Annotated in this window: 14 protein-coding genes and 1 pseudogene; 6 read left to right on the top strand and 9 right to left on the bottom strand. The window is 39.9% G+C overall.

What is annotated here, in order from left to right; genetic code table 11:
• Window positions 1-29 precede the first annotated feature (29 nt).
• Together prmB and DPV85_RS04075 are read left to right on the top strand one after the other, a co-directional pair.
• Window positions 30-974: a 50S ribosomal protein L3 N(5)-glutamine methyltransferase gene (gene prmB / locus DPV85_RS04080; RefSeq protein ID WP_111327152.1), complete on the top strand. Its 945-nt coding sequence runs from the start codon at window positions 30-32 to the stop codon at window positions 972-974.
• A 97-nt stretch (window positions 975-1,071) separates the two neighbouring features.
• Window positions 1,072-2,136, top strand: a pseudogene (locus DPV85_RS04075) (MFS transporter).
• A gap of 55 nt (window positions 2,137-2,191) precedes the next feature.
• Here the strand turns inward: DPV85_RS04075 and cysB are convergent.
• The 5 genes from cysB to sucC all read right to left on the bottom strand — a co-directional run bounded on the left by cysB (window position 2,192) and on the right by sucC (window position 7,010).
• Complete coding sequence (gene cysB, locus DPV85_RS04070) at window positions 2,192-3,163, bottom strand: HTH-type transcriptional regulator CysB (RefSeq protein ID WP_111327151.1); 972 nt, start codon at window positions 3,161-3,163, stop codon at window positions 2,192-2,194.
• 12 nt (window positions 3,164-3,175) lie between these two features.
• Window positions 3,176-4,186 carry a 23S rRNA pseudouridine(2605) synthase RluB gene (gene rluB, locus DPV85_RS04065; protein WP_111327150.1) on the bottom strand — a complete coding sequence of 337 codons (1,011 nt, stop codon included), beginning with the start codon at window positions 4,184-4,186 and terminating at the stop codon, window positions 3,176-3,178.
• 39 nt (window positions 4,187-4,225) lie between these two features.
• Window positions 4,226-4,849: an L-threonylcarbamoyladenylate synthase gene (locus DPV85_RS04060; RefSeq protein ID WP_111327149.1), complete on the bottom strand. Its 624-nt coding sequence runs from the start codon at window positions 4,847-4,849 to the stop codon at window positions 4,226-4,228.
• 122 nt (window positions 4,850-4,971) lie between these two features.
• Window positions 4,972-5,841, bottom strand: coding sequence for a succinate--CoA ligase subunit alpha (gene sucD / locus DPV85_RS04055; protein ID WP_111327148.1), 870 nt, complete (start codon window positions 5,839-5,841; stop codon window positions 4,972-4,974).
• A 2-nt stretch (window positions 5,842-5,843) separates the two neighbouring features.
• Entirely contained in the window at window positions 5,844-7,010 is a 1,167-nt protein-coding gene (sucC, locus tag DPV85_RS04050; RefSeq protein WP_111316014.1) for an ADP-forming succinate--CoA ligase subunit beta, read from the bottom strand.
• A gap of 144 nt (window positions 7,011-7,154) precedes the next feature.
• Here sucC and cytX point away from each other — a divergent pair, with 144 nt between their 5' ends.
• The gene (gene cytX, locus DPV85_RS04045; protein WP_111327147.1) at window positions 7,155-8,333 is read left to right on the top strand and encodes a putative hydroxymethylpyrimidine transporter CytX; all 1,179 of its coding nucleotides are present in this window, start codon (window positions 7,155-7,157) and stop codon (window positions 8,331-8,333) included.
• A gap of 101 nt (window positions 8,334-8,434) precedes the next feature.
• Here cytX and odhB read toward each other — a convergent pair whose 3' ends face one another.
• From odhB to DPV85_RS04025, 4 genes are all read right to left on the bottom strand, one after another.
• The gene (odhB, locus tag DPV85_RS04040; RefSeq protein WP_111327146.1) at window positions 8,435-9,661 is read right to left on the bottom strand and encodes a 2-oxoglutarate dehydrogenase complex dihydrolipoyllysine-residue succinyltransferase; all 1,227 of its coding nucleotides are present in this window, start codon (window positions 9,659-9,661) and stop codon (window positions 8,435-8,437) included.
• 57 nt (window positions 9,662-9,718) lie between these two features.
• A complete protein-coding gene (sucA, locus tag DPV85_RS04035; protein ID WP_111327145.1) occupies window positions 9,719-12,526 on the bottom strand; it encodes a 2-oxoglutarate dehydrogenase E1 component in 2,808 nt (935 codons plus the stop codon).
• 149 nt (window positions 12,527-12,675) lie between these two features.
• Window positions 12,676-13,311, bottom strand: coding sequence for a helix-hairpin-helix domain-containing protein (locus DPV85_RS04030; RefSeq protein ID WP_111327144.1), 636 nt, complete (start codon window positions 13,309-13,311; stop codon window positions 12,676-12,678).
• 124 nt (window positions 13,312-13,435) lie between these two features.
• Window positions 13,436-14,098, bottom strand: a complete 663-nt coding sequence (locus DPV85_RS04025) for a Bax inhibitor-1/YccA family protein (protein ID WP_005699490.1) — start codon at window positions 14,096-14,098, stop codon at window positions 13,436-13,438.
• A 242-nt stretch (window positions 14,099-14,340) separates the two neighbouring features.
• Between DPV85_RS04025 and DPV85_RS04020 the strand changes: the two genes are divergently transcribed.
• The 3 genes from DPV85_RS04020 to tyrS all read left to right on the top strand — a co-directional run bounded on the left by DPV85_RS04020 (window position 14,341) and on the right by tyrS (window position 17,292).
• Window positions 14,341-15,087 (top strand): SIMPL domain-containing protein, encoded by a 747-nt coding sequence (locus DPV85_RS04020; protein ID WP_049366926.1) that lies wholly within the window; start codon window positions 14,341-14,343, stop codon window positions 15,085-15,087.
• A gap of 92 nt (window positions 15,088-15,179) precedes the next feature.
• Window positions 15,180-15,896: a DNA/RNA nuclease SfsA gene (gene sfsA, locus DPV85_RS04015; protein ID WP_111327143.1), complete on the top strand. Its 717-nt coding sequence runs from the start codon at window positions 15,180-15,182 to the stop codon at window positions 15,894-15,896.
• A gap of 208 nt (window positions 15,897-16,104) precedes the next feature.
• Window positions 16,105-17,292: a tyrosine--tRNA ligase gene (tyrS, locus tag DPV85_RS04010; protein WP_111327142.1), complete on the top strand. Its 1,188-nt coding sequence runs from the start codon at window positions 16,105-16,107 to the stop codon at window positions 17,290-17,292.
• The last annotated feature ends 31 nt before the right edge of the window (window positions 17,293-17,323 follow it).

The following is a 17,323-nucleotide window of genomic DNA, read 5'->3' as shown; positions in this document are numbered from 1 at the left end:
ACTAGCCAAAATTTTTATTGAGGCATAAAATGGAAACCTTACACAATCAAGAACTTGTTGCAACAATTTTAGAAGATAATGTGGCAAGTGAATTAACAACCATTCAAGATTTTTTACGCTGGACATACAGCACATTTAACCGTTCTGATATTTATTACGGACAAGGCCATGACAATGCGTGGGATGAAAGTCTTCAATTAGTCCTAGCGGGGCTTCAATTACCGCTCGATTTACCGCAAGATTTATTCAGCAGCAAACTTACTCACTCTGAAAAAGAGACTTTAGTACAATTAGTCTTAAGCCGAATTGAGCAACGTATCCCTGTCGCTTATTTAACGAATAGTGCGTGGTTCTGTGGATTAGAATTCTATGTGGATGAGCGTACGATTATTCCTCGCTCACCAATCAGTGCATTAATCCAAGATAAATTTGCTCCGCTTTTAAAATCTGAACCCAAACGTATTTTAGATCTTTGTACCGGCAGTGGCTGTATCGCGATTGCTACTGCTGAAGCCTTTCCTGAGGCTGAAGTGGATGCGGTCGATCTTTCCGTGGATGCGTTAAATGTGGCAGAAATCAATATTGCGCGTCACCAATTAGAACACCGTGTTTTCCCGATTCAATCAGATTTATTCCAAAATCTATTCGGTCAACAATATGATTTAATCGTGACCAACCCACCTTATGTGGATGAAGAAGATTTGGCAGATATGCCGGAAGAATTCCATTATGAACCTGAATTAGCCTTAGGTTCCGGTGTTGATGGTTTAGAAATTACAAAGCAAATTTTAAAACAAGCGCCAGATTATTTGACACCAAATGGCGTGCTCGTTTGTGAAGTGGGCAACAGCATGGTAAGTCTCATTGAACAATATCCAGATGTGCCATTTAAATGGGTTGAACTAAAAAATGGCGGTCTAGGTGTATTTGCCATTAGCCGCGAAGATTTAGTGAAATATCACGATTCTTTTTAATCTCAAGTGCGGTTAAAAATCGTCGTGAATTTTGACCGTACTTCACAAATTACTGGCGCGCGTTATTAACGCGTGCTTTTCTTTTTTAAATAACATAATGAATTTACAAAAACTTTTACTGACTCGTCGTTTCTTTTCTACCCTTGCATTCTTTTCCATGCAAACGGTATTTTTCATCTATTTACAAGGAAAAGGCTTAAGTAACAGTGAAATTGCCTTTTCGCTCTCGTTGCTTTTCTTCTGCAACCAAGCATTAGCGATTTTAGCTGGTATTTGGGGCGATCGTTTTGGACTGGCCAAAATGATGTTACTTGGATGCTTTTTAGATGTGATCGCCTATATTTTCTTTCTCTCTGCAGACAATTACATTCTGCTTTTAATTGCCACCACCTGTTTTGGCTTAGGTAGTTGTTTGTTTGGTACCAATGCAAAAGCCTGCCTATTGGTGCTCGCGGGTGAAGAATACAAAGAGAAAACTCGATTACAGGGAAAATATTTAAAAGTCTCTTCTATGTCGTCTATGTTTGCGCCTTTGTTGGTGATTCCATTTATCAAATACAATCACATTGAATGGTTGATTTGGGTCTGCTTTGCGATGGAAGCGATTCTCTTTGCCTTAATGGTTAAACCGTTTTATCAAATCCAAACCTTGCAAACCTTAGTGAAATTTCGCTTTGCCCAAATTAAAGAAATCATCACCAAAGAATTTTTATTGGTGCATTTGATGTTGTTTATTCCCCTTTCCATTGCAACCTCATTCTTTGTGATCTTCCCTTTCCTGTTTGATAACAAATTAGGCATGCCAGAACACTCCCCCATTGCACTTTTTGTAAATGGTTTGTTGACTGTATCGCTACAAAGTTATTTCTCTCGAAAAATTAATTTAACGATTAAACAAACCTTATGAGTTGCTCCAATCCTGGCAGTTGGCATTATCCTGCCTTGGTTTATTACGTTAAAATATATTTCTTTGGTTTCTGCTTATATTTACTTAGTCATCTTCACGGTGATTGAAGTCTATGCCTTAACGGCAATGGCAAATTTATTAGTAAAATTTGATAATGGTACCAACCGAGGTTTTATCTTTGGCTCATCACGATTATTGCTTTCCATTGCGACAGTTATCGTCATGAACTTAGTACCACATTTATTTTTATTGTAAAAAAGAGCGGTCAGAATTCGCATAAAATTCTGACCGCCCTTTTATTTTTGCTATTTTACTTCACATCTAATTCGACATTATCAAACAATTTCTTCACGGCACTGTTATCACGCAATCTCTCGGCTTTTTCAACCATCGGACGCGTTAAGTGCGGTGAGAAAAATTCGATAAAGTCATACATATAGTTGCGTAAGAATGTGCTGTGTTTAAACGCAATTTGCGTCATACTCGCACGGAACAAATGCCCTGCATCAATCGCCACTAAATCCTTATCTGCTGGTGTATGCGCCATAGATGCCATAATGCCCACACCTAATCCTAAACGCACGTAGGTTTTTATCACGTCAGCATCGGTTGCAGTAAACACAATATTCGGCAAAATACCCGCGCGATTAAACGCATAATCCAAATCAGATACACCAGTAAAGCCGAAGGTATAAGTGACTAACGGATATTTACCTAATTCTTCAACGGTAAGCTCTTTCACTTTTGCTAAAGGATGGTCCGGTTTAACAATCACCGAACGATTCCATAAATAGCAAGGCAGTTGGATTAAATCATCGAAAAGATATGGCGCTTCTGTCGTAATCGCTAAATCTACTTCGCCAGAAATCAACGCATCATGAATTTGAGTGGGTGAACCTTGATGAATATGCAAGCTCACATCCGGATATTGTTTAGAGAAACGTTCTACCACGGCTGGCAGCATATAACGCGCTTGTGTATTGGTTGTCGCAATGCGTAACACGCCATGATTCGGACAGGTATATTCATTCGCAACCGATTTAATGCTTTGTGCTTTCACCAAAAGCTCACGGGCAATAGCTACAATCTTTTTACCCGCTGGTGTAATAGATTTAATGTGTTTACCATTACGCTCAAAAATCTCTAAACCGAGTTCATCTTCTAGCAAACGAACTTGTTTACTGATACCTGGCTGAGAGGTATAAAGTGCGTTAGCCGCTTCTGTCACGTTTAAATTTTGGTTTACAATCTCAACAATGTAGCGGAGTTGCTGCATTTTCATCGCGAATACCACCTATTTTTTATAGCGTTTACTTAACTCAGTATAACGTTTTACTGCTTTACGAATTTGACCTGATTTTGGTCGACGACGAGGTTTCGTCACGTCTAATTTAGTTTCGGTTTCTGGTGGTAAGCCCACTAACTCACGTAGATAGTTGACGTTTTCCAGATCCATTTCTTCCCAACCACCACGTGGTAAACCTTTCATCAGCTTAATATTGCCGTAACGAATACGAATTAAGCGACTCACTTGAATACCTTGAGATTCCCATAATCGACGTACTTCACGGTTACGACCTTCCATTAAAGTCACATCGTACCATTGGTTAATTCCAACGCCACCCGCAAATTTGATTTCTTTGAAATTAGCAGGCCCATCTTCTAACTGCACGCCTTTACGCAAACGCGCTAACATAGCATCGTCCACTTGACCAAATACACGCACGGAATATTCACGTTCAACTTCACGGCTTGGGTGCATTAAACGGTTCGCTAATTCACCATCTGTCGTGAAAAGTAATAAGCCAGAAGTATTAATATCCAAACGACCGACTGCAATCCATCTTGCGCCATTTAAGCGTGGTAAACGATCAAATACAGTTGCACGACCTTCAGGATCGCTGCGGGTACAAAGTTCGCCTTCTGGTTTGTAATACATTAATACACGGCATACTTCTTTTTGTGCTTGTTGAAGATTAATAATGCGACCATCAATACGCACTTTCACTCCAGAATGTACATCGATACGATCGCCAAGGGTCGCCATTTTGCCATCAACACTAACACGATTTTCAGCAATCATCGCTTCAATTTCACGACGAGAGCCTTGTCCTGCTCGCGCAAGCACTTTCTGTAATTTTTCACCTTCTACAGTAGATTGACGAGAGGGCTTAGCTACCTTAGCTTTAGGGCTTGATTTGATGTCAGAATTGACCACACTTTTACGATCTTTACGCTCAAAGTGCGGTTGTTTTCCCGGTTGTTTTTCACGTTCTTGTCTGACTGGTTTTTGAATAGATTTCATCTGTTTTCCTTTGTCGCTTTCCCAAGCGTCTAAAATAAGTTAAATGAAAGGATCGGTACTACCACTTCCTTCACGTAAAATGACTGGCGATTCTTCAGTTAAATCTACCACCGTTGTTGGCTCTTGACCTAAATAGCCACCATGAATAATTAAATCCACTTGACGTTCTAAACATTCACGAATCTCTTCTGGATCGGAATAAGTCATATGTTCATTATCAGGCAACATCAGTGAGCAAGATAGAATCGGCTCACCTAATGCATTCAATAAATCCAAAGCGATTTGGTTATCCGGCACACGCAATCCAATGGTCTTGCGTTTTGAGGTCATTAATCGGCGTGGAAGCTCTTTCGTTGCCGTCAAAATAAAGGTATAACGCCCCGGTGTATTGTTTTTAATTAAGCGATAAGCCACATTACTGACCGTTGCATAGGTTGAAAGCTCGGATAAATCGCTACATACCAACGTAAAATTATGCCCTTCTGGCAATTTACGAATTGCAACAATACGATCCATCGCATGTTTATCACCGATCATACAGCCTAAGGCATAGCCCGAATCTGTCGGGTACACAATGACACCACCTTGACGCAAGATTTCTACCGCTTGATTAATCAAACGCGCTTGCGGGTTTTCAGGGTGGATATAGAAAAATTGGCTCATAATTTTGTCCTTAAAAAACTGACGAGATTATACACCGATTTAGATGTAGTTATAAGAATTTGTTATAAAAAACGACCGCACTTTGAAAACTAATCCAAAGTGCGGTCAATTTTTTAAGTAGTTTATTTCAACAATTCACGGAGAGCTGAACCGATTTCAGCAAGACTTCTCACTGTTTTCACGCCAGCCGCTTCAAGTGCAGCAATTTTATCTTCTGCCGTTCCTTTTCCACCGCTGATAATCGCTCCTGCATGTCCCATACGCTTACCTTTTGGCGCCGTCACGCCTGCGATATAAGCCACCACAGGTTTTGTCACATGAGATTTAATAAACGCTGCCGCTTCTTCTTCTGCTGAGCCACCGATTTCACCAATCATCACGATAGCTTCAGTTTCAGAATCTTCTTGGAAACGTTTTAGAATATCAATGAAGTTGGATCCTGGAATAGGATCGCCACCGATCCCTACGCAAGTAGATTGACCAAAACCTTCATCTGTTGTCTGTTGTACCGCCTCATAGGTTAAAGTACCTGAACGAGAAACAATCCCTACTCTGCCTTTTTTATGGATATTGCCCGGCATAATCCCAATCTTGCATTCATCTGGTGTAATCACGCCTGGGCAATTCGGCCCGATCATCACGACACCTGTTTCATTTAATTTTTGTTTTACCAACAACATGTCTAATGTTGGGATGCCTTCTGTAATACAGACTACCAACTGAATACCTGCATCAATGGCTTCAAAAATCGCATCTTTACAAAATGGCGCAGGCACATAAATCATGGTTGCTGTAGCGCCAGTGGCTTGCACCGCTTCGCGTACCGTATCAAATACCGGCAAACCTAAGTGCGTTGTTCCGCCTTTATTCGGTGAAATCCCACCGACTAACTTTGTGCCATAAGCCAATGCTTGCTCGCAGTGAAATGTCCCTTGCGCACCGGTGAAACCTTGGCAAATTACTTTTGTCTCTTTATTAATTAAAATCGCCATGATTATTCTCCTTTTGCTGCTTTCACTGCCGCTTGTGCAGCTTCCTGTAAAGTATGCGCTGCAATTAAATTTACACCACTTTCTGCTAAAATTGCTCTGCCTTGCGGAGCATTGGTTCCTTCTAACCGAACCACAACAGGCACTTTTACACCGATTTCTTGAATCGCCGCAACGACCCCTTCAGCAATAAGATCGCAGCGTACGATTCCACCAAAAATATTCACTAAGACAGATTTCACATTTTTATCAGTGAGAATAATTTTAAAGGCTTCAGCTACACGCTCTTTCGTTGCACCACCACCAACATCAAGGAAGTTTGCTGGATTACCGCCATATAATTTCACGATATCCATGGTTCCCATGGCTAGTCCTGCGCCATTAACCATACAGCCGATATCACCTTCTAAGGCAACATAGTTGAGCTGATATTTTTCAGCTTCTGCTTCACGAGAATCACTTTGGCTTAAATCGCGTAAGGCTAGCAAATCAGGATGACGATAAAGTGAGTTATCATCAATGCCTACTTTCGCATCGAGACAAATTAAGTGACCTTCTTTCGTCACCACGAGTGGATTCACTTCAACTAAAGAAAAATCTTTTTCGATAAAAAGCTGCGATAATTTCACAAAAATAGCAGCAAATTGCTTATTTTGCTCGCCACTTAAACCTAGTTTAAAGGCTAATTCACGACCTTGATATGGCATACCACCAACCAAAGGATCAATGGCGACTTTATGGATTAGCTCAGGCGTTTCTCTTGCCACATCTTCAATATTCATGCCACCAGCTGAAGACGCCATAAAAACGACTTTCTGTGAAGCACGATCAATCACTGCGCCTAAGTAGAGTTCTTTATCAATCTGGCAGGTTTCTTCAATATAAATGCTATTAACGGGTTGGCCTTTTTTATCGGTTTGGAAGGTCACTAAATGCTGTCCAAGCCATTTATCCGCAAAAGCACGCGCTTCTTCGGTATTATGTACAAGTTTCACACCACCAGCTTTTCCACGTCCACCTGCGTGAACTTGACATTTCGCTATCCAAACATCGCCATTCAGCTGAAAGAGCGCCATTTCAGCTTCGTCTGCTGTTTGACATACGACACCTTCACTCACAGGCAGATCATATTGCTTAAAAAGCTGCTTGGCTTGGTACTCATGTAAATTCATATTTCCTTCCTATTTTGATGTTGTTTAGCGAAACAAACAAAAATTTGACCGCACTTTGTTTTATTTTAAATTCTGGGCTTGCTCTTTACATATTGAGTTATATACTGAGCCAGAATAACCACAATCCATGTTAAGGATAACAACATGCAAACAAAAAAATCAAGCAATCTTGCGATTGCGCTCATTTGGTTTACTGCTGCTATTTCAATGGCAGAAATTCTCACTGGTACTTGGTTTGCTCCTCTAGGGTGGCAACAAGGTTTAATTGCCATCGTCGTTGGGCACTTTATTGGTGGTTCGATGTTTTTCTGTGCAGGTTACATCGGTGCAAAAACCCAAAAAAGTGCCATGCAAACGGTACAAATATCATTTGGTGAAAAAGGTTCTGCCCTTTTCTCTTTACTCAATGCCATGCAACTGATGGGATGGACTGCTATCATGATTTATATGGGGGCTGAAGTCATTTCTATCTTAAATCAAACAGCTGATGCTTCCATCTTTCCATTCCTTACACTTGGCTTAGGCATACTCATCATACTTTGGCTACTACTCGGCTTCACTAAATTAGGTATCTTCAAAAGCCTCTCACTTGTCACCATGTTTTTACTGATGCTGTGGCTAAGTATTCAAGTAGCCAATAAGCCATTTATTGCCATGGACGCTGCACAAAATATTAAATTTGGTACTGCTGTAGAAATTGCTGCCGTCATGCCACTTTCTTGGTTACCAGTAGTATCTGACCACACGAAGAACAGCGAAACACCATTTAAAACGACCGCACTTTCAACGCTAACTTATACCGCGACCAGCTGCTGGATGTATGCTCTCGGCTTAGGTGCAGCATTAGTGACCGGTAAATCTGAAATCTCACAAATTCTTTCTCTTGCTGGTGTAAGTGTTATTGGTGTATTAATTGTTATCGCCTCTACCATGATTAACACTGCACTTCCCGCCTATTCCACCGGCATGAGTTTAAACAATATTTTCCCTCAATTAAAAGTCACGCCAATCTCCGTACTTACCGTGATTGTGGGCATTATATTAGCCTCAACCTTACCAGTGACAGAATACGAACATTTCTTGTTCTTTATTGGTTCAGTATTCGCGCCAATGATCGCTGTGCTTATCGCTGATTTCTTTGTGCTCAAACAGCATGATGTTAAAAAATCAGTTGATAGTGTTGGACTCGGCGTTTGGTTTGTCGGCTTCGTACTCTATCGTTTCCTTATGGCAAAAGGTTGGGAAACCGATTTAGGTCTGACTTTCCCTGTTATCATCATTACCTTTATCTTAGCAATCTTAGTACGCAAAATAGCTAAATAAAGATCGGATTTTAACTATAGAAAGGCGGGCATTGTTCCCGCCCTTTTATTTACATCAATGTAAAAAAGGCTTTTCCCCTCAAAAGAGAAAAGCCTGTGTGCTTAAATTTCTAATAATAAACGAGTTGGATCTTCTAATAAGTCTTTAATCGCCACTAAGAAACCAACTGATTCACGACCATCAATTAAGCGGTGGTCGTAAGATAATGCCAAATACATCATCGGACGAATCACCACTTGACCATCTACCGCAACCGGACGCTCTTTGATGGCGTGCATGCCTAAAATCGCACTTTGCGGAGGATTGATAATTGGTGTGGACATTAAAGAACCAAATACACCGCCATTAGTAATGGTGAAGTTACCGCCTGTTAAATCTTCAACGGTTAATTTACCATCACGGCCTTTTTCTGCTAGTGCCTTAATTTGTTTCTCAATATCCGCCATGCTGAGTTTATCGCAGTTGCGTAATACAGGTGTTACCAAACCACGCGGGGTTGAAACGGCAATGCTAATATCAAAATAGTTGTGATACACAATATCATCACCGTCAATTGAGGCATTCACTTCTGGATAACGTTTTAACGCTTCAACTACAGCCTTGATGTAGAAAGACATAAAGCCTAAACGTACACCATGCTGTTTCTCAAATTTCTCGCCGTATGTTTTACGTAATTTCATAATCGGCTGCATATCCACTTCATTGAATGTAGTGAGCATTGCGGTGGTATTTTTCGCTTCCAATAAACGTTCCGCAATACGTTTACGTAAACGGGTCATTGGTACGCGTTTTTCTGAACGAGAGCTATATGCCACGGTGCTAATGGTATTCTGCTCTGTCGCTACATCTTGTTTTGCTTTTTGAGCATCACGTTTTGCTACTTCACGCGCAATATCTTCACGGGTAATACGACCACCCACACCAGAACCTTGAATTTTCTCAGCATCTAAATCATGTTCAGCTAATAAACGACGAATAGCTGGACCTTGATCTGATGAATTATTATGGCTATTTTCAATGGCTGCTCTTTGACGATCGGCTGGTGTTGGCTCATTGTCTTTCACTGTTTCAGTTGAAATATCGCCCGCTTGTTGAGTTGAAAGCTTACCTAAGAGCTGTTTACTTACTACGGTTGCACCTTCTTCTTGAAGAATTTCAACCACCACACCATCGCTTAATGCCGGCACTTCAAGTACCACTTTATCTGTTTCAATTTCTACTAATACTTCGTCACGTTTTACTGTCTCACCAACTTTTTTATGCCATGTTGCAACAGTTGCATCCGCAACGGATTCCGGTAAATCTGGAACAAGAATTTCGATTGTCATTTTATTTTCCTTTAAATTATTCTTTCTTTAAAAATTACTGAAATTTCGACCGCACTTTTACAGTGTCAGCGCGTCTTCTACCAATTGTTTTTGCTGTTTGGTGTGTAAAGACATATAACCTACCGCTGGTGAAGCAGATGCTGGACGGCCTGCATATTTTAACTTCACATGCTCTGGAAGCGAGCTGTCAAAGTTATGCTTACTACAATACCAAGCGCCTTGGTTTAATGGCTCTTCTTGACACCATACATAATCCGTCACATGCGCATAAGGCTCTAACGCTTTCTTCACATCTTCATGTGGATACGGATAAAGCTGTTCAATACGAATAATCGCCACATCTGTTTGGTTATTCGCACGACGTTGTTCCAAGAGATCGTAATACACTTTACCTGAACATAGGACGACTCGTTTAACTTGTTTCGGATCGATGTTATCAATTTCACCAATGACTGTTTGGAATGTGCCATTTACTAATTCATCTAAACTTGACACGGCAAGTGGATGACGTAATAAAGATTTTGGTGAAATACCAATTAATGGACGACGCATTTTACGGATCGATTGACGACGTAACATGTGGTAAACCTGTGCTGGTGTAGATGGGATACACACTTGCATATTCTGTTCTGCACAAAGTTGTAAATAACGTTCTAAACGAGCGGATGAGTGCTCTGGACCTTGGCCTTCATAACCGTGTGGTAATAACATCACCAAGCCACACATTCTGCCCCATTTTTGTTCGCCAGAACTAATAAATTGGTCAATCACGATTTGTGCGCCGTTTGCGAAGTCACCAAACTGTGCTTCCCAAATGGTTAATGTTTTTGGATCAGTCGTCGCATAACCATATTCAAAAGCCAATACGGCTTCTTCGGATAATACAGAATCCCACACCTCAAAACGTCCTTGGTTGGCGTGTAAATGTGTTAATGGCACATAGCCTGTACCGTCATTTTGGTTATGCACAACTGCATGGCGATGGAAGAACGTACCACGTCCCGCATCTTCACCCGATAAACGAACATTAGCGCCTTCATCTAATAAGGTTGCGTATGCCATAGTCTCTGCCATACCCCAATCTAGCAATTTCTCGCCTTTTGCCATTTCACGGCGATCTGCATAGATTTTTTCTACACGAGGATGTGCACGCAAGGTTTCTGGATATTCACTGACACGCTCCGCTAAAGTTTGGAAACGTTCTTGTGGGAATTTACTTTCGTAAGGGGATGTCCAGTCATAGTTGAGATATTGCAACCAGTCCATTTGGGCGATATCCATTTCTCGCCATTCTTTTACTACGCGATCACCGTTATCTAAGGCATCACGATAAAGATTCATCATCTCGATGGCTTCTTCTTCGGTGATTACCCCTTCAGCAATTAAACGATCAGCATAGACTTTACGTGGAGTTGGATGTTTTTTAATGATGCTATACATCATTGGTTGAGTGGCTAATGGTTCATCAGCCTCATTATGACCGTGACGACGATAAGAAATCAGATCAATGAAAATATCGCGTTTGAATAAATTACGATATTCCACCGCCATTCTCGCCGCAAAAGCAACCGCTTCAGGATCATCACCATTCACATGAATAATCGGTGCCTGAATCATTTTCGCGATATCAGTACAATATTCTGTTGAACGGGTGTCATTTGGGTTAGAGGTGGTAAAACCAATTTGGTTATTAATCACAATACGGATTGTTCCACCAACGGTATAACCACGTGCATTAGACATATTCAAGGTTTCTTGTACCACACCTTGTCCCGCTACCGCTGAATCCCCATGAACAGTAACCGCTAATACTTGATTACGTTCTGTATCATTCTTTTTGGTTTGACGAGAACGTACCGCACCAATCACTACTGGGCTGACAATTTCTAAGTGCGACGGGTTAAATGCAAGGGTTAAATGCACGCGACGATCATCGACTGCAAAGTCAGAAGAGAAACCTTGGTGGTATTTCACATCACCTGTACGCTCGCCTGAATGTTTACCCGCAAACTCATCGAAAAGATCTTCGGGTTTCTTACCGAGCACATTCACTAACATATTTAAACGGCCACGGTGTGCCATACCAAACATGACATCTTGTACACCTTGTTTGCTTGCATGACGAATAATTTCTTTCATCAATGGAATAAAGGCATCACTTCCCTCTAAAGAGAAACGTTTTGCCCCTGGGAATTTTGCACCGAGATAACGCTCTAAGCCATCTGCAGCGGTCAACTCACTTAATAAGTTAATTTTTTCTTCTTTGGTAAAGAGCGGTTTATTTAATTGGCTTTCTAATTTACTTTGTAGCCAACTTTTTTGCTCCATATCCTGAACATGCATAAACTCAAGACCAATTGAGCCACAATAGGTCTCTTTCAGCATTTCAGCTAAATCACCTAATTTGATGTTATCGCGATGATAGACGTAATGATTAATATTGAAGGTTTCATTGAGATCTTGTTCGGTAAAACCGTGATAACGGTAATCCAATTCAGGTACGGTGGATACTTTCCAGCGATAATAATTGATTGGGTCAAGTTTCGCTTCTAAATGACCGCGGAAGCGATACGCATTGATAAATTGGAGGACTTTAACTAATTTGGCACTGGCTTCTGGATCGATAACCGTCACAGCTTCTGTTGTATTTTCTCTCGCTAAGCGACGGAAATAATCACGGACTGGTGAATGTGGTTGCTCTACTGCGGTTGTTTTCGGCAATGCATCAAATGTGGCACGCCAGCTTTCATCGACTGAAGATGGGTCTTCTAAATAACGTTCGTATAATTCCTCAATATACGATTGATTAGAACCACCTAAAGCGGTTGAAGCCAACCATTCATCAAAGGCATTGTAATGCTGCATATCTACCCCTTGTATTACATGATGTTGTCTGCCCATTATACATAGGATAAAAAAAGAAATAATCCTCAAATCACACTTTGTTACAATTTTGTGATCTACTTCAATAAAAAAACCGCACATAAAGTGCGGTCTGTTTTATCTGAGTTTTCTTAGAAACTTAAGAATGGGGTGATTTTTTCAATTGTAGCTTCACCGATACCATCAATATTTGAAAGCTCGGCAGCACTTTTGATTTTGCCCACTTTGTTACGGTAATCAATAATCGCTTGTGCTTTTTTCTCACCGATGCCAGAAAGTTTTTGTAATGTTTCTGCATCTGCTTTATTGATATTTACTTTAGCAGAAGAAGCCACTTTCTCTTTAGCTGGCTCTTTTGTTGAAGTCGCTTTTTCTTTTAAAGCAGATGCCTTCTCTTTTACTGCATCTTTTGCAGAAGTTGCTTTATCTTTCATTGCATCTTTCGCAGATGTTGCTTTATCTTTCATTGCATCTTTCGCAGATGTTGCTTTATCTTTCATTGCATCTTTCGCAGATGTTGCTTTTTCTTTAGCTTCAGTTACTTTATCTAATGCATTTGATTTTGTTGAACTCGCACTATCAGTCATTGATTTAAGCTTATCATTTGCCGCATTTTTCACGTCAGCTTTTGTACTTTCAACCATTGATTTTGAATTAGTTACGACTGATTCTTTTGTTGGTAATACAGATGTATTCGTTGCCAATACAGAACCAGATACGGCTAATGCAAGTGATGTTAATGTTAAAAGTGATTTTAAAGATTTCATAAAAACTCCTGTTTTGTTATTAATAGGCTCGACAAGCGAACCTGTATGCTAAGACTTATCTTAAGAAAATTAGTTCAAAACAAAAAACGCTCCAAATAAGGAGCGTCTTTAAATTTAACACTGACTAGTCATCGCTTGAGAAGATAGAAAGTAATCTTAATAAGCTAATGAATAAGTTGTAAATTGATACATAAATACTCACTGTTGCACGAATATAGTTTGTTTCGCCACCGTGAATAATATTGCTAGTTTCATAAAGGATTGTCATTGTTGAGAACACCACAAACAATGCGCTGATCCCTACCGCTAATGCTGGAATTTGGAAGAAGAAACTTGCCACGATTCCTAACAATAACACGATAAATAATGAGAAAATCGCGGTAGAAAGGAAAGACATATCTTTCTTCGTTGTAAGCACATAAGCTGAACAAGCAAAAAAGACGATTGCTGTACCTGCGAAAGCAAGCATAATCAAATCTTCCATTCCTCTCGCCACATACATGTTTAAAATTGGCCCAATGGTATAGCCCATAAATCCAGTGAACGCAAATGCAGCTAAGATTCCCCACGCACTATTTGCTAAACGGTTTGTGACAAAAAGTAAACCGTAAAAACCTACAAGTAACACGATAAGATTTGGATAAGGCAAGTTTAAGCTCATAGAGATATAAGCAACAACTGCCGAAAATGCCATCGTTAATCCCAATAAGAAATAGGTGTTACGTAGCACTTTATGTGTGCTAAGTAGTGATTCTTCCTGTGAATTAACAACAATGCGAGATTGCATAAAAGCTCCTTATTTTACAAAGAATAAAGTTGATGAAACATCAATCCGTAAAGTAAGGGCTATAGGTCAAAAAGTCAATGGTAAATCAAGAATTTGTTTTAATTTTTAAATTTAGGAAGGTAAAAGTGCGGTCAACTTTTAAAGTTATTTTTTATATGCGTTATAGTGAATAAATTAACTTACTCAACAAGCTGAATTACATTATAATGAGCATTCTATTTACTCCACATCATGGACATTATATGAACAGCAAAAAATCTTATCTCGCTATTTTTGGCATCATTCTCGCAGTTGGATTGATGGCATCAGCGTTTATCTTAGGTAATCAATTTAAAAATTTACGCCAGACCGGCTCTATTTCAGTTAAGGGCTTGGCAGAAAGCCATTACACCTCAACACAAGGAACATGGGTTATTCGTGTAAGCGGTTGGGGTCCAACATATAATGATGCAATGGCAGCGAATCAAAAAAACTTGAATGAAGCCGTTCGTTTCCTTAAAGCACAAGGTTTCGCTGATGAAAATCGAGAAATCACAGAATTAGATGTTTCTACTCATACTGACTATTATGAAAATGAAAAAGGTGAAACCAAAAGTAGAGACAATGGCTTTGATGCATCAAGAGCAATCAGAATTTCAACCAAAGAACTGACTAAGTTACAAAAAGCACTCACCAATATTCACCAATTAGTTGCCAACAACCAAGACATTAGTTTTGGTGATCCAAACTATTACTTAGAAAATCTTGAACAAATTAAACGTGAATTAATTTCAAAAGCCACACAAGATGCACATGTTCGTGCTGAAGAGTTTGCGAAAACCAGTAATGTAAAAGTTGGCGTATTAAAATCCGCTTCACAAGGGCCATTCTACATTCAAGCGCCAAATCCTGATGCCGATGACTCTAGCGATTACACTGGTAGCTACGACACTAGCACTATTGAGAAAAAAGCGCGCTTAGTCGTGACCATTGAATATGCAATTGAATAATCATTTACTATTAACTAAACATTCATAAAGACAAAGTGCGGTCAATTTCATCATTAAATTTGACCGCACTTTCTTTTAACAAGGAATAAGCTATGCAACTCCCTACTCTAAAATCCGCAAAATTAATTCGCCGCTATAAGCGTTTTTTGACTGATATTGAATTACCAAACGGTGAAGTGATCACGATTCATTGTGCAAATACTGGTGCAATGACTGGCTGTGGTGAAAAAGGTGATACCGTTTGGTACTCTCATTCTGATAGCCAAACTCGCAAATATCCACACAGTTGGGAATTGACTCAATTAGCAAATGGCCAACTTGTTTGTATCAATACGCACAGATCCAACCAGTTAGTCTTTGAAGCCTTGCAAAATAAACAAATCAAAGAACTCGCTATGTATGATGAAATTTATCCTGAAGTGAAATATGGTGAAGAAAATAGCCGTATCGACTTCTTACTTAAAGGTGAGGGCTTGCCAGATTGTTATGTTGAAGTGAAATCCATCACCTTCGTAAAAGGTACATTAGGAATGTTTCCCGATGCGGTGACTACTCGTGGACAAAAACATGTTCGTGAGCTTTTAGCCATGAAAAAACAAGGACATCGAGCGGTTGTCCTCTTTGCTGGATTACATGATGGTTTCGATCGTTTTAAAATCGCTGAGTTTGTAGATCCTGAATATGATCGACTTTTAAAAGACGCAAAATCTCAGGGCGTTGAAGCTTATGCTTATGCGGGAAAATTTGACATTTCAGATGGAATTCCGACCGCACTTTCTCTCACTAAAAGTGTACCTTACATCGATTAAAAAAATAATTGAGAATTATTTGCATTTTGTTGTTGACAAGGTATTTGATAATAGTTATCATCTAGCCATTCCAAAAACAAACAGATAATCACTCCAACTTCACGCCTATTTCCCCACAAATAGGCGTTTTTTTTCATCTCAATCTTTTCATTTCAGCCATATTCTCTATAATGTAGCCTTTAATATTAAAATAACATTAGGAAATAGAATGACTGATATTAATACCGTTCTCGCAGAACTAAAACGCGGTACTGATGAGATTCTTTCTGAAGCGGATTTAATCGAAAAACTAAAAGAAAATCGCCCACTTAAAATTAAACTTGGTGCAGACCCTACTGCTCCAGATATTCACTTAGGGCATACCGTGGTATTAAACAAACTTCGTCAATTCCAACAATTAGGCCACGAAGTCTATTTCTTAATCGGTGATTTCACTGGCATGGTCGGCGACCCATCGGGCAAAAATACCACTCGCCCACCGCTTAGCCGTGAAGACGTGCTTCGCAATGCGGAAACCTATAAAGAACAGATTTACAAAATTCTAGACCCACAAAAAACGAAAATCGTATTCAACTCTGAATGGTTGGGTAAATTGGGTACTGAAGGAATGATCCGTTTAGCAAGCAACTACACTGTAGCGCGTATGCTAGAACGTGATGATTTCAAAAAACGTTTTGGTAACAATCAACCTATCGCAATTCACGAATTTATTTATCCTTTATTACAGGGTCATGACTCTGTTGCTTTAGAAGCAGACGTGGAACTTGGTGGTACAGACCAAAAATTCAACTTACTTGTTGGTCGTGAATTACAAAAATCATCCGGTCAGAAACCACAAGTAGCGATTACGCTTCCATTACTTGTTGGTTTAGACGGTGAGAAGAAAATGTCTAAATCATTAGGCAACTACATCGGCGTGACAGATGCACCAAGCGATATGTTCGGTAAAATCATGTCGATCTCGGATGACTTAATGTGGGATTGGTACAACTTACTTTCTTTCCGTCCACTCACTGAGATTGCTGAATTAAAAGCAGAAGTAGCAAATGGTAAAAACCCACGTGATGTGAAGATTTTACTAGCCAAAGAAATCATTGCACGTTTCCATGATGAAGCAGCGGCAGAGGCGGCTGAACAAGAATTTATTAACCGTTTCCAAAAAGGTGCGATGCCGGATGAAATGCCTGAATTCACCTTTGAAGGCGAAATTGGTTTAGCCACCTTATTAAAAGAAGCAGGACTGGTTCCTTCTACTTCTGAAGCGATTCGCTCAGCGAAGCAAGGTGGTGTTAAAATCAATGGAGAAAAAGTCGAAGACATGAAAGCCAATGCACCAAAAGGCACGAATGTTTACCAAGTCGGTAAACGTAAATTCGCACGCGTAACCATCGCATAAAACACCTATGAAAATGACCGCTCTTTTTAAG

The sequence above is a fragment of the Haemophilus parainfluenzae genome (genome assembly GCF_003252725.1).
Classification (GTDB): Bacteria; Pseudomonadota; Gammaproteobacteria; order Enterobacterales; family Pasteurellaceae; genus Haemophilus_D; species Haemophilus_D parainfluenzae_L.
Note: the sequence above shows the minus strand (reverse complement) of the source record. Positions and strands in the feature narration are given on the sequence as shown.

Excerpts from the sequence above, each read along its gene's own strand:
- prmB (WP_111327152.1), top strand. The coding sequence starts at position 30 with ATGGAAACCTTACACAATCAAGAACTTGTTGCAACAATTTTAGAAGAT.
- cysB (WP_111327151.1), bottom strand. The coding sequence starts at position 3,163 with ATGAAAATGCAGCAACTCCGCTACATTGTTGAGATTGTAAACCAAAAT.
- rluB (WP_111327150.1), bottom strand. The coding sequence starts at position 4,186 with ATGAAATCTATTCAAAAACCAGTCAGACAAGAACGTGAAAAACAACCG.
- DPV85_RS04060 (WP_111327149.1), bottom strand. The coding sequence starts at position 4,849 with ATGAGCCAATTTTTCTATATCCACCCTGAAAACCCGCAAGCGCGTTTG.
- sucD (WP_111327148.1), bottom strand. The coding sequence starts at position 5,841 with ATGGCGATTTTAATTAATAAAGAGACAAAAGTAATTTGCCAAGGTTTC.
- sucC (WP_111316014.1), bottom strand. The coding sequence starts at position 7,010 with ATGAATTTACATGAGTACCAAGCCAAGCAGCTTTTTAAGCAATATGAT.
- cytX (WP_111327147.1), top strand. The coding sequence starts at position 7,155 with ATGCAAACAAAAAAATCAAGCAATCTTGCGATTGCGCTCATTTGGTTT.
- odhB (WP_111327146.1), bottom strand. The coding sequence starts at position 9,661 with ATGACAATCGAAATTCTTGTTCCAGATTTACCGGAATCCGTTGCGGAT.
- sucA (WP_111327145.1), bottom strand. The coding sequence starts at position 12,526 with ATGCAGCATTACAATGCCTTTGATGAATGGTTGGCTTCAACCGCTTTA.
- DPV85_RS04030 (WP_111327144.1), bottom strand. The coding sequence starts at position 13,311 with ATGAAATCTTTAAAATCACTTTTAACATTAACATCACTTGCATTAGCC.
- DPV85_RS04025 (WP_005699490.1), bottom strand. The coding sequence starts at position 14,098 with ATGCAATCTCGCATTGTTGTTAATTCACAGGAAGAATCACTACTTAGC.
- DPV85_RS04020 (WP_049366926.1), top strand. The coding sequence starts at position 14,341 with ATGAACAGCAAAAAATCTTATCTCGCTATTTTTGGCATCATTCTCGCA.
- sfsA (WP_111327143.1), top strand. The coding sequence starts at position 15,180 with ATGCAACTCCCTACTCTAAAATCCGCAAAATTAATTCGCCGCTATAAG.
- tyrS (WP_111327142.1), top strand. The coding sequence starts at position 16,105 with ATGACTGATATTAATACCGTTCTCGCAGAACTAAAACGCGGTACTGAT.